9 protein-coding genes and 1 pseudogene are annotated in these 12524 nt (G+C 73.0%); 1 reads left to right on the top strand and 9 read right to left on the bottom strand.

What is annotated here, in order from left to right; genetic code table 11:
* Nucleotides 1–7 precede the first annotated feature (7 nt).
* From ACWCPN_RS22155 to ACWCPN_RS22135, 5 genes are all read right to left on the bottom strand, one after another.
* On the bottom strand, nt 8–2224 hold the full coding sequence (locus ACWCPN_RS22155; RefSeq protein WP_451208723.1) for an FUSC family protein: 2217 nt from the start codon (nt 2222–2224) through the stop codon (nt 8–10).
* Nucleotides 2225–2320: 96 nt separating this feature from the next.
* Entirely contained in the window at nt 2321–2530 is a 210-nt protein-coding gene (locus ACWCPN_RS22150) for a DUF4287 domain-containing protein (RefSeq protein WP_451208720.1), read from the bottom strand.
* Between the two features lie 94 nt (nt 2531–2624).
* On the bottom strand, nt 2625–3998 hold the full coding sequence (locus ACWCPN_RS22145; RefSeq protein ID WP_451208717.1) for an NAD(P)/FAD-dependent oxidoreductase: 1374 nt from the start codon (nt 3996–3998) through the stop codon (nt 2625–2627).
* Nucleotides 3999–4211: 213 nt separating this feature from the next.
* On the bottom strand, nt 4212–4646 hold the full coding sequence (locus tag ACWCPN_RS22140; protein ID WP_451208714.1) for an ATP-binding protein: 435 nt from the start codon (nt 4644–4646) through the stop codon (nt 4212–4214).
* Between the two features lie 171 nt (nt 4647–4817).
* The gene (locus ACWCPN_RS22135; protein ID WP_451208711.1) at nt 4818–6722 is read right to left on the bottom strand and encodes an AMP-dependent synthetase/ligase; all 1905 of its coding nucleotides are present in this window, start codon (nt 6720–6722) and stop codon (nt 4818–4820) included.
* Between the two features lie 118 nt (nt 6723–6840).
* On the opposite strand from ACWCPN_RS22135, the pseudogene ACWCPN_RS22130 reads away from it, so the two are divergent.
* A pseudogene (locus ACWCPN_RS22130) lies at nt 6841–7104 on the top strand (DUF6480 family protein); the annotation flags it as partial.
* Nucleotides 7105–7149: 45 nt separating this feature from the next.
* Here the strand turns inward: ACWCPN_RS22130 and ACWCPN_RS22125 are convergent.
* From ACWCPN_RS22125 to ACWCPN_RS22110, 4 genes are all read right to left on the bottom strand, one after another.
* The gene (locus ACWCPN_RS22125) at nt 7150–8238 is read right to left on the bottom strand and encodes a glutamate--cysteine ligase 2 (protein WP_392293528.1); all 1089 of its coding nucleotides are present in this window, start codon (nt 8236–8238) and stop codon (nt 7150–7152) included.
* A gap of 90 nt (nt 8239–8328) precedes the next feature.
* Nucleotides 8329–10536 (bottom strand): 1,4-alpha-glucan branching enzyme, encoded by a 2208-nt coding sequence (gene glgB / locus ACWCPN_RS22120; protein ID WP_451208708.1) that lies wholly within the window; start codon nt 10534–10536, stop codon nt 8329–8331.
* A 4-nt stretch (nt 10537–10540) separates the two neighbouring features.
* A complete protein-coding gene (locus tag ACWCPN_RS22115; protein ID WP_392293526.1) occupies nt 10541–11905 on the bottom strand; it encodes a maltokinase N-terminal cap-like domain-containing protein in 1365 nt (454 codons plus the stop codon).
* Between the two features lie 31 nt (nt 11906–11936).
* A partial coding sequence (locus ACWCPN_RS22110) for an alpha-glucosidase C-terminal domain-containing protein (RefSeq protein WP_451208704.1) occupies nt 11937–12524 on the bottom strand: 588 nt, incomplete at its 5' end.

Below are 12524 nucleotides of genomic sequence, written 5' to 3'. Positions count from 1 at the left end.
TGGACGGTCACTTCACGCGGGGCTCGGGGGTGACCCCGAGCGGGCGGCCGAGGCCCGCCACCGCCTCGTCCAGCCGCTGCAGGTGGCGCAGCACCCGGTCGGTCACCCGGCCGTAGCGCGGACTGCGCAGGGTGCCCGGTTCCAGCAGGGAGGCGATGCTGGGGCCGGTCTCGACCGTCGCCGCGGACCGCGGGTCCGTCACATGGGCGGCGATCGCCTCGATGTTCCGCACGATCCGCCGGCCCACCGTGCGCAGCCGCGGATCCGCCGCGATGGACGCGTGCGTGGGCAGCAGTTCGGCGGTGGCCGCCAGGGAGCGGGCGTGGTACGCACACGTCTCCAGCAGCGCCATGACGTACCGGGCGGTGTCGCGGCGCGAGCGCAGCGGGGTGACCGGGTGCGTCAGCGGCTGGGTCGCGGCCCGCAGATCGGCCAGCGCCTGGTCCAGCTCGCGGGCCTTGTCGACCAGGTCGACCGGCAGCCCGCCGCTGAGCTGGTCGGCGGCGGCGCGGGTGACCTCCGCCAGCTTCTCCAGCACGTCGACCAGGAGGTCGTTCGTGCGCCGGTCGGTGTGGATCGGCAGCACCAGCGCCGCCGCGAACACGCCGCAGGCCGCGCCCAGCACCGTCTCCTCCACCCGCAGCACCAGCACCGACAGGCTGTAGGTGTTCAGCAGCGTGTACAGCAGCCCCAGCATCGCCGTGACGAAGAACGACATCAGCGTGTACGACAGGGGCGCGGTGTAGAACATCGCGAAGACGAACAGCAGCACCAGCGCGAACGCGAGCCACGTGTGGTTCCCGACCAGTCCGGCGAGCCCGATGCCGGCCACCACGCCGAGCACCGTGCCGAGCACCCGCCGGTAGCCCTTCACCAGGATCTCGCCGGTGGAGGAGGTGTTGATGAACACGATCCAGCAGGTCAGCACCGCCCAGTACCAGCGCTGGCCGGACAGCATCTCGCCGCCTGCGATGGCCAGCGCGGAACCGACCGCGACCTGTACGGCGGCCCGGGTGGTGGGCCGTCCCAGTCCGGCCGGCTCCGGCTTGTCCGCCTCCGCCTCCTCGCTGCCCTCGATGGCGGCGTCCTCGGCGTCCAGCTCCTCACGGGAGCGGGCGGTCGCCGGGGTGTCGTCGGACTCGTCCTGCGGCCCGTCCAGGGCGATCCGCAGACCGAGCACGGCCCGCCCGGCCTCACCGATGCCCCGGAAGACGTCCTGCACGGCCGGTGAGGCCTTCGGTAGGTTCTCCTCCTCGCGGTAGCCGAGCAGCCGGTTGCGCAGGTGCGCCAGCGCGGTCCCCGAGGCCTCGCCGGCCGGCCGCAGGACGAGCAGGCGCAGCGCCGCCAGATCGCGCCGCAGCTGTGCCGCGGCCCCGTCGCGCACCGGCAGTTCGCCGCCGGACGGCAGGGGAGCGCCGGGAAGGTGCAGGGTCAGGGTGTCGGTCCGCTCGGCGCTGCGCGCGGTGAGCAGCAGCAGCCCGAGCCGCTCGGCGGCGATCTCGGCGTCCGCGATCCGGCGCTGCAGCAGCCGGGCCGTCGCCTCGTCGGCGGTGCCGTCGGCAAGCCTGCCCTGGATCATCAGCGCGGTCTCGTGCAGCCGCGCGGTACGGGTGCGCAGCTCCTGGAGCACCTTGTCCACGTCGTCGGGACCGGCGTCCAGCAGCTCGAGCTGGGTGCCGAACAGCTGCCCCAGCCGGGCGCGGAACGCGCGCCGCAGCCGGTCCAGGGTGCCCGCCGGGGTCTGCGGCAGCAGGACGAAGCGGGCCAGGGCGGCGCAGCCGAACGCCACGGTGATCACGACGTACAGGGCGGGCAGCGTGTCCGGGGTCGCGTGCACGAACAGCGAGAGGAAGTAGACCTGGAAGCCGACCAGGCCCAGCGCCGTGCCGCGGTCACCGAACCGGCGGCCGTAGACCGCGCAGAAGATGAGCACGACGAAGAACAGGTCCCCCACGACGACCCGCTGGTTGAGCAGCGCCCCCAGGGAGACCGAGGCGAGCGCCACCGGCAGGCCCAGCGCGAGGGTGACGGCCTGCTGGGGACGCTGCTTCTCCCGGATGGCGAAGGTCGCGACCATCGCCGCGATGGCACCCGCGACCAGCTGCTGCACCGGGACCAGCAGCGCACCCAGCACCGCGAGGGTCAGGGCGATGGCGGTGACCGTGCGCAGGCCCGCGGTGAGCCTGAGCAGTCCGGGATCGGACGCGGCCAGCCGGTCCCACATCCGTGCCCACCCCGACCGAACCGCTTCCCTCACGCCGCCGCGCTCTCTCCCGTGCCAGTACTCGATCTACGAACCAGCATGGCACGAGGACCTCGACTACCTGCTCCCGGCCAGCGTGTGCGCCACCAGGGCGTTGGCGTGGCCGTGGCCCAGACCGTGCTCGTCCTTCAGCCAGGCGACCAGCTCCATGTGCCGGGTCAGCGGCGAGGAGCGGATCAGCTCCTGCCACTCGGCCACCGGGCGGCCGTACTTCTTCTCGATCGCGGGGAAGTAACTCGCCGGGCCCTTCACGGTCTTCTCGGTCATGCCGGTGTCCCTCCGTGTGATGTCTCCTGGTCACCGTGAAAGACCGCCGACCGGCTGGAAAGTGATCGGCGGTCCTCCGGTGATCCCGGTCACATCAGGGGCTGCCCGCGGTCTGCTCCTCCACCCGGGCGCGCACCTGCTCCGGGGTCAGATAGGAGTCGGTGTACTCGAAGTCCTTCAGCCGGGCAGGTTTGCGTGCCTGGAATCCGGTGCGCACGAAGTCGTCACCGGCGACCGCGTTCAGCAGCCAGTTGGTCACGACCCGCGTCTTGGCGACGTTGGTGCGCAGCGCCCCGAGGTGGTACCCGCGGGCCACGGCCTGGGCCGGGACACCGCGCAGCTCCACGCCCAGCGGCTTGGACACGGCGTCCTTGCCGCCGAGGTCGACGACGAGCCCCAGGTCATGGTGCACATACGGTTCCAGCGGCCGGCCGCGCAGCGCCGCGATGACGTTGTCGGCGACCTTCTTGCCCTGGCGCAGGGCGTGCTGGGCCGTGGGCGGGCAGACCGCGCCGTCGCCCTTGGCCACGTCCGGCACGGCCGCCGAGTCGCCGAGCGCGAACACCCCGTCGTGACCGGGCAGGTTCATCTCGGCGCCGACCGCGAGCCTGCCCCGGACCGTCTCCGCGCCCAGCGTCGCGATGAGCGGGCTGGCGACCACACCGGCCGTCCAGATCAGGGTGTGGGTGGGCACCACCCGGCCGTCGGTGAAGGTGACCTCCTCCGGGCCGGCCTTGTCGATCGACACGCCCAGCGAGACGTCGATGCCGCGCCGCCGGAGGATCTCCTGCGCGCTGCGGCCGAGCTTGTCGCCCAGCTCCGGCATGAGCTTGGGCGCGATGTCGATCAGATGCCACTTGATCAGGCCCGGGTCCAGCCGCGGATAGCGCTGCACGGCCGCGTGCGTGAGCCGCTGCAGACAGGCCGCGGTCTCCGTGCCCGCGTAGCCGCCGCCGACCACCACGAACTGCAGCCGGGCGGCCCGTTCGGCCGTGTCGTCGCTGGCGTCGGCGAGGTCGAGCTGCGAGATGACGTGGTCCCTGAGGTACGCGGCCTCGGCGAGGGTCTTCAGGCCGAAGGCGTGCTCGGTGAGCCCCGGGATGTCGAAGGTGCGGGTCACGCTGCCGGGCGCCAGCACGATGTAGTCGTACCGCTCGTTGACGAGCTTGTCGGTGATGGTGCGCACGACGCAGACCTTCGACTTCAGGTCCACGCCGACCGCGCCGCCCGGGATGATCCGGGTGCGGTACTTCTTGCTGCGCCGCAGCGACAGGGCGATCGACTGCGGCGTGAGCACGCCGGAGGCGACCTGGGGGAGCAGTGGGAGGTAGAGCTGGTAGGCGAACGGCGTCACCAGGGTGACGTCGGCCTCCTCGGGGGTGAGTTTCCGCTCCAGGCGGCGGACGCACTCGACCCCGGCGAAGCCTGCGCCAACCACCAGGATCCTCGGTCGTGTCACGGTGTCCATCCCTCTCTGCGGCTCCAGGCGGTCCGACTTGACGTCGTTCGCCTGCCCCGGATCGCTGCGACCATCTCGATCCCATCGTGACTCCGGCCGTTCCGCCAGCCGGGTGCGGCAGGCAGACGAACGAACGGGGGGCACCGGCGTGCCCCCGCGGAGCGGGAGTATCCGGATCGCGCACGGCTACACGTCGCCACCGGCGAACGGCCCGCGCGGCCGTCACCAGGGCAGGAACACGTGGATGTCCTTGCCCTCGTCCTGGACCACCACGCTCACCTGGTCGCACAGCGTGTGCACGAGGTGCCAGCCGATACCACCGCCGCCCGCGTTCGGGTGGAAGGGCCGCGGCTCGGGCCGGGTGGTGCTGGTGTCGTGCATCGTCACGTGCACCCCGTCGAAGGTGCGGCGCATGTGCAGGCCGAAGGGCCCGGGGGCGTACTGGATGACATTGGCGGCCAGTTCCGTGACCACCAGGAGGATGTCGTCCCAGTACTCCGGCGCGGCCGGCGGGGCGTTCCGCGCCAGGTCGCACAGGAACTCCTCGGCGGCGAGCCGGGCACCCGTGACATTGCGCAGCTCGCCCGGGAAGGAGTACGTACGCTCGTACCTCTCCTCCGAGGGCGGTGTCTCATCCCAACGCGGCTCCGTCGACATCTCGCATTCCCCGGCCCCGTCGGCGGGGGCCGGGCGGCCCCTTACGACCAGGGCGGTCGTCGTTGCTGATCACTCCCAAGCTGCGGGTTCCCACAGCCGGGCGGGCTATCCGTCCCCCGCCTCCCCGGTCCCGCAGGAAACCCGGCTCCTCCCCGGCGGGACCGCGCACTGCTAGCGGAAGACGCTGTCCGGCTCGTCCCAGTCGGCCGGCTCCTGGACGGACGGCCGCCGCGCCGTCCTGGACCGGGCCTCGTACATCGCGTCGATCTCGGCGGCGTAGTGCCGCGCTATGGCGTCGCGACGCAGCTTCAGCGACGGCGTCAGCAGCCCGTTGTCCGGCGCGAACGGCTCCGGGAGGACACGGTAGACCCTGATGGACTCCGCGCGGGACACCGCGCTGTTGGCCGAGGCGACGGCCCGGGCGATCTCCTCCATCAGCGCGTTCTCCTCGCGGGCCTCACGGCCCGGCGACTCGCCCTGCAGCGCCAGCGACGCCCGCCAGTGCGCGAGGAACTCCGGGTCCAGGGTGATCAGGGCCCCCACGCAGGGCCGGTCGTCACCCACCACCACCGCCTGGTGCACCAGTGGATGCAGCCGCAGCCGCTGCTCCAGCGGTGCCGGCGCCACGCTCTTGCCGCTGCTCGTGACCAGGACGTCCTTCTTGCGGCCGGTGATCGTCAGATACCCCTCGTTGTCCAGCCGGCCGATGTCCCCGGTGGCCAGCCAGCCGCCGTGCGACGCGCCCCGGCCGCGGCCCTCCTCGCCGACGTAGCCCTGGAACACCGACGGGCCGCGCACCAGGATCTCCCCGTCGTCGGCGATGCGGATCTCGGTCCCCGGCAGCGGACGGCCCACGGTCCCGGACTTCTCCCGGCCGAGCGGCTGCATGGTGATGCCGCCGGAACTCTCCGTCAGACCGTAGCCGTCGTGGATGCGCAGGCCGATGCCCTCGTAGAACAGGGACAGTTCGCGGCTGAGCGACGAGCCGCCCGAGCTGCCGTGCGTGGCCCGGCCGCCGAGCGCCTCGCGCAGCTTGCGGTACACCGTCCGCTCGTACAGCGTGTGCTGCAGCCGCAGGTCCAGTCCCGGGCCCGGTCCGCGGCCCAGCCGTCGCCGCTCCTGGGCCTCGGCGAAGTCCCGCGCGGTCCGCGCGGCCCGCTCGAACAGGGCGCCGCGGCCCGCCTCGTGGGCCGTCCGCAGGAACGTCTTGTACAGCTTCTCGAAGACCGACGGCACCCCGTACAGATACGTCGGCCGGAAGGTGCGCAGCGCCGAGGCCAGCGCGGCCCCCGTCATGTCCGGCTCGTGCGCCATCAGCACCCCGCCGCGCAGGCACACCTGCTGGATCATGATCCCGTACACATGGGAGAAGGGCAGGAAGGCGAGCACGGACGCCTGCTCGCCCGGCGGCGCCGCGGTGTGCCCCCAGCCGGCCAGCAGGGTGTCGCACGGATAGGCCAGGCCGCGGTGGCTCAGCGCGCAGCCCAGCGGCCGGCCCGAGGTGCCCGAGGTGTACGCGATGGCCGCCGTCGCGTCCGGCAGCACGATCCGGCGCAGCGAGTCCACCGTGGTCAGCGGGACCAGCGCGCCCTGCTCGGACAGCCGGGACAGGGCGCCCGCGTCGAGCTGCCAGACGTGCCGCAGGCGCGGCAGGCCGGCGCACACGGTGCCCACGGTCATCGCGCCCTGTTCGTCCTCCACCACGATCGCCACGCAGCCGGCGTCCCGCAGGATCCACTCCACCTGGTCCCGCGAGGACATCGGGTGCACCGGGACGACCTCGGCGCCGACGGTCCACAGCGCGTGGGCGAACACCGTCCACTCGTACCGGGTCCGGGCCATCAGGGCCACCCGGTGCCCGGGCGAGATCCCGGCGGCCACCAGACCCTTGGCGAGGTCGGTCACCTGGTCCCGCAGCTCGACCGCCGTCACCTCCTCCCAGCGGCCGGGCGAGGCCCCCGAACGGCGGGCCAGGACCGGCAGGGCCGGGGTCCGTTCCGCCGTCTCGAAGACGCTGTCGGCGAGTCCGCCGGTCAGCGGGCGTGCGGCTGCCGGAGCGAGGGCGTCGTCGCGCATGCGCTGCTCCCGGGGTGTACGGAGGGTGACTCCGCCGGTCGGCTCGGTGCCGGCGGTGCTCGAATCTAGCCCAGGCAACCGGTTTCGGGACCCGGATCAGGCAAGTCGTGACCCGCTGATGATGCGGGCGTGTCCGGGGGACTCCGCGGACACGACTCGTGTGAACCCCGATCCGGAACCCGAGCGCGTCACGGGGCTGGAGCCCGGCGGCGGAGTCGCGCCCCGCGAGACACCGCCCGCGGAGAGCAGCATGCCCGAGGCCGGGCCCCGGGAGACGCACAATCCGGCCACGGGCCGGGCCGGGGCGCCGCTGACGCTGATCCTCGTCCTCGTCGCCCTGATCGCGGCCTTCTTCCCGGTCTACGCCCCGGTCCTGATCCTCTGGGGGACCGGCGGGCGGACGCGGTCCGCCGGGAAGCGGGCGCCGTCAGTCCTGCGTCCGGCGCACACACTCGGTGACGACGTCCCGCAGACTGCCGCCGCGCTCCATCAGCTGCCGCTGCTCGCGGGCACCGTTGCCCCGGCGCAGCAGTTCCTCGACGGCCTCGTCGACGCGGCCCGCGTCCCCGCTCGCCCGGAGCGCGTCCGCGGTGTGTTCCAGCAGCGCGCGCAGCACCTCGGCGGCGGGGCGGGGCCGCATGGTGCGGGGGTCCAGCAGGTCCTCCTCCAGGCCGGACCGGGCGGCCCGCCATGCGGCCAGCCTCAGCAGGCTCACACTGTGGCCGGCCGGCGCCCGGCCGTCCCGCCACTCCCGCGCCGCCGTCTCCACCAGGGCGCGGACCAGCGTGGCGACGAGAACGGCGGTGTCCGCGCGCAGGCACACGTCCGCCACCCGCACCTCCACGGTCGGGTAGTTCGCGGACAGCCGGGCGTCGAAGTAGACCATCCCCTCGTCCAGGATGACCCCGGTCGCCACCATGTCCTCCACCCGGCGGTGATACCGCTCGGCCGAGCCGAACAGCTCCGTCGGCCCCGCCGACGGCCAGCGCCCCCACACCCGGCTGCGGTAGCCGGCGTAACCGCTGTCCCGGCCCTGCCAGTAGGGCGAGTTGGCGCTCAGCGCGGTCAGCGGCGCGAGCCACGGCCGGATCCGGTCGAGGACCGCGACGCCCTCCTCGTCGGACTCCACCGAGACGTGCACATGGCAGCCGCACACCAGTTGTTCCCAGGTGGCGATGCCGTACTGCCCGGCCATCCACTGGTAGCGGTCGTTCATGCTGATCGAGGGGCTGACCGGGAGCGGGGAACTGGCGAGCGCGGCGACCGCGCAGCCGATCTCCCCGGCGTGCCGGGCCGCCTCCTTGCGGCAGCGCACGATCTCCGCGCCCAGGGCCGCCATGTCCGACTGCGGATGCGTGGCGAACTCCAGCATCTGCCCGAACAACTCCTTCTCGAAAACGTCCTGTCCGGGATCGTCCTGAGCGGCGCGGGCGAGGACGGCGGCCGAGAGCGCCCTGGGCTCGCCGCTGTCCGGGTCGACCAGGAGGAGTTCCTCCTCCACTCCCACCGTGCGCAAGGCCGTGCCGTCCTTCCGTCCGTGCCCCAGGGGCGGCCGCGAGTCGTCACGACCCCGACTGCCCCTGGGGCGGCGGTCGACACCTGCGCGTCAGCGCTCGGGGCGCAGCCAGACGGTGGCGAGCGGCGGCAGGGTGAGCCGCAGGAAGCCGTCCTCCGGCTTGAGCGCCCCGGGAGCGCCGACACCGACACCGCCGCCGCCGTAGCGGACGTCGTCGGTGTTCAGCGCCTCCGCCCAGGCGGGGGCCTCTTCGGGCACCCACAGGCGGTAGTCGTGCCGGACGACCGGGGAGAGGTTCGACACCGCCAGCAGCGGGGACCCGCCGGCGTCGAACCGCAGGAACGCGAAGACGTTGTCCTCGGCCGCGTCGCACAGCACCCAGCGGAAGCCGCCCGGGTCGGTGTCCCGCTGCCACAGCGCCGGCGTGTCCCGGTACAGCGTGTTCAGGTCCCGGACCAGGTCCCGCACACCGCGGTGGTCACCCGCCGCGCAGTGGTCGGCCTCCAGCAGCCACCACTCGGGCCCGTGCGCCTCGGAGAACTCCGCGCCCTGCGCGAACTCCTGCCCCATGAAGAGCAGTTGCTTGCCGGGATGGGCCCACATGAAGCCGAGGTAGGCGCGGTGGTTGGCCCGCCGCTGCCACCAGTCGCCCGGCATCTTGGACACCAGCGCCTGCTTGCCGTGGACGACCTCGTCGTGCGAGATGGGCAGGACGTAGTTCTCGGTGTAGGCGTACACCATCGAGAAGGTCATCTCGTTGTGGTGGTACTTGCGGTGCACCGGCTCCTTCTGGATGTACTCCAGCGAGTCGTGCATCCAGCCCATGTTCCACTTCAGCCCGAAGCCGAGCCCGCCGCTGTCCGTCGGCCGGGTCACCCCGTCCCAGGCGGTGGACTCCTCGGCGATGGTCACCACCCCGGGGCAGCGCCGGTAGACGGTCGCGTTCATCTCCTGCAGGAAGGCGACCGCGTCCAGGTCCTCCCGACCGCCGAAGACGTTCGGCGTCCACTGCCCGGAGTCGCGCGAGTAGTCCCGGTAGAGCATCGAGGCGACGGCGTCCACGCGCAGCCCGTCGATGTGGAACTCCTCGCACCAGTACACCGCGTTGGCGACCAGGAAGTTGCGTACCTCCGTGCGCCCGTAGTCGAACACGAACGTGCCCCAGTCCGGGTGCGTGGCGCGCTGGGCGTCCCCCGGTTCGTACAGCGGGTCCCCGTCGAAGCCGGCCAGCGCCCAGTCGTCCTTCGGGAAGTGCGCCGGCACCCAGTCCATGATCACGCCGATCCCGGCCCGGTGGCAGGCGTCCACGAAGTACCGGAAGTCGTCCGGAGTGCCGAGCCGGGCGGTCGGGGCGTAGTAGGAGGTGACCTGGTAGCCCCAGGAGGGGCCGTAGGGGTGCTCCATGACCGGCATCAGCTCGACGTGGGTGAAGCCCATGTCCTTCACGTACGCCGGGAGCTCCTCGGCCAGTTCCCGGTAGGTCAGCCCCTTCCGCCAGGACGGCAGATGGACCTCGTACACGGAGAACGGCGCCTCGTGCACCGGGGTGTCGGCGCGGTGCGCCAGCCACTCGGCGTCGCCCCACTCGTGGTGCGCGGCCGTCACCACGGAGGCCGTGTCGGGCGGTGTCTCGGTACGGCGGGCCATCGGGTCCGCCTTGAGGAACCGGTCGCCGTGCCGCGAGGTGATCTCGAACTTGTACCGCGCGCCCTCGCCGATGCCGGGCAGGAACAGCTCCCACACGCCGGACGCGCCGAGCGAGCGCATCGGGTACTGCGTGCCGTCCCAGTACGTGAAGTCGCCCGCGACGCGTACGCCCTGGGCGTTCGGCGCCCAGACCGTGAAGCGGGTGCCGGACACCCCGTCGTGGGTCATGGGCTCGGCGCCGAGCGCCTGCCACAGCCGCTCGTGCCGGCCCTCCCGGATCAGATGGAGGTCCAGCTCGCCGAGCGCGGGCAGGAAGCGGTACGGGTCGTGCGTCTCCTGCTCGCCGTCGTCGTAGGCCACCCGCAGCGTGTAGGACGGGATCCCGTCGTACGGCAGCACGGCGGCGAAGAGACCGCCGCCCTCCGAGGCGAGTTCCTGGTGTGCGCCGTCGACCACGACGCTCACGGCGCGCGCGTTCGGGCGCAGCGTCCGGAACAGGACGCCGCCCGGCACCGGATGGGCGCCCAGCACGGCGTGCGGGTCGTGGTGGGCGCCGCCCAGCAGCCGGTCGCGCTCGGCGGCGTCGAGCGCCGGGGCCGCGGTCGCGGCGGGTCCGGCGGATTCGGGAAGCACGGTGTCGCGCAGTGCCATGACGTCAGCCTCCCCACACGGCGAGTCGCTTGATCGCCGCCATCGGTACCGGCAGCCAGTCCGGCCTGTGTCTCGCCTCGTACAGCACCTCGTAGACCGCCCTGTCCGTCTCGTGCGCGCGCAGCAGCGCGTGCTTCTTGCGTGGGTCCCAGCCGGCGCGGGCCGCGTAGCCCGCGCAGAACGCCTCCCGGCAGCGGCGCGCCCACTCGGGACGCCAGGGGCGGCGCTGCCGGGCCGCGTAGTCGAAGGAGCGCAGCATCCCGGCCACGTCCCGCACCGGGGAGTGCGCGGCCCGCCGCTCGGCGAGCGGCCGGGACGGCTCCCCCTCGAAGTCGATGACGAACCAGTCGCGCCCGGCGCGCAGCACCTGTCCGAGGTGCAGATCGCCGTGGATGCGCTGGGCGGGCGGCCCGGTGTCGCAGGTGGCGAGCGCGCCGAACGCGGCGCGCAGCCCGGGGATGTAGGGCCGCAGCCCCGGCACGGCGTGCGCGGCGGCGTCCAGCCGGGCGCACATCGCCTCCGCCGTACGGCCGTTCTCGCCCGGTCCGGCGGGCGGGAAGGCCTCTGCCAGCGCCACGTGCACCTCGGCCATGGCCCGGCCCAGTTCGCGGGCCTCGGCGGTGAAGTCGTCGCCGGCGGCGAGCGCGCTCAGGGCCAGCGTCCAGCCGTCGGTCGCGTCGGGCAGGAACGGCTGCAGCACCCCCAGCGTGGCCGGCCGGGGAGCGGTCGTGCTGAACCAGGCGACCGGGGCCGGCACCCGGGAGCAGCCCTGTGCGGCCAGCGCGCCGGGCACCTCCAGGTCGGGGTTGACGCCCGGCTGGATGCGGCGGAACAGCTTCAGGATGTACGCGTCGCCGTAGACGATCGAGGAGTTGGACTGCTCGGCGTCCAGCAGCCGCGGCGGCAGCCCGCCGGGCAGTTCCACGGCCGGGGCGGTCTCGAAGCGCAGCGGACCCGCCGAGCCGGGGCGGCGCAGCCGCTCCAGGAGCAGATGGGCGGAGCGCGGGTCGTGCAGGGCGTCGTAGACGGCGAGTCCGGCCAGCGGCCCCTCCCCGGCCCGTCCGATGAACGCCCGCTCCAGCCGCGGGGCGACCTGCTCGCGCAGCCCGAGCAGGAGCTGGTAGCAGTCCCCGGGCGGGGGAGTGCCGCCCGGGGTCGGCACCGGCGCGTGCGAGGCGTGCACCAGCAGGTGCAGGCACCCGGGGAACAGCTCGGTCACGGACAGCACGGACAGATCGGTGACGGGCCGGTCCTTGCCCGCGAACCAGCGTTGTTCGGGGAGCCAATCGCGCAGCAGCCCGCCCAGCGAGGCCAGCGGCCGGTCGGCTCCGGCCGTGGTTCTCGGCCGGAGGGTGATGGTCTTCGGCATGGTGACGCGTCCTTTCCTCGGCGCCGTGCGCTCAGCGGCGGCGGCCGATGCGGGATGCGACTCGGGTGAGCCGGAACCAGTAGAAGCCGTGGCCCGCGAGGGTCAGCAGGTAGGGCAGTTCACCGATGGCGGGGAACCGCACCCCGCCGATCAGCTCCACGGGATGCCGTCCGTCGTAGGCCCGCAGGTCGAGTTCGGTGGGCTGCGCGAACCGGGAGAAGTTGTTGACGCACAGCACCAGGTCGTCGCCGTACTCGCGCAGGAACGCCAGGACCGCCGGGTTCGAGGACTGCAGCTCGGTGTAGGACCCGAGCCCGAAGGCGGGGTTCTGCTTGCGGATCTCGATCATGCGGCGCGTCCAGTGGAGCAGGCTGGACGGGGAGGACATGGAGGCCTCGACGTTGGTGACCTGGTAGCCGTGGACCGGGTCCATGATGGTGGGCAGGAAGAGACGCCCCGGGTCGCACAGGGAGAAGCCGGCGTTGCGGTCGGGGGTCCACTGCATCGGGGTGCGGACGGCGTCGCGGTCGCCGAGCCAGATGTTGTCGCCCATGCCGATCTCGTCGCCGTAGTACAGGATCGGCGATCCGGGCAGGGACAGCAGCAGCGCGGTGAACAG

Source organism: Streptomyces sp. NPDC002386 (assembly GCF_053593175.1).
Note: the sequence above shows the minus strand (reverse complement) of the source record. Positions and strands in the feature narration are given on the sequence as shown.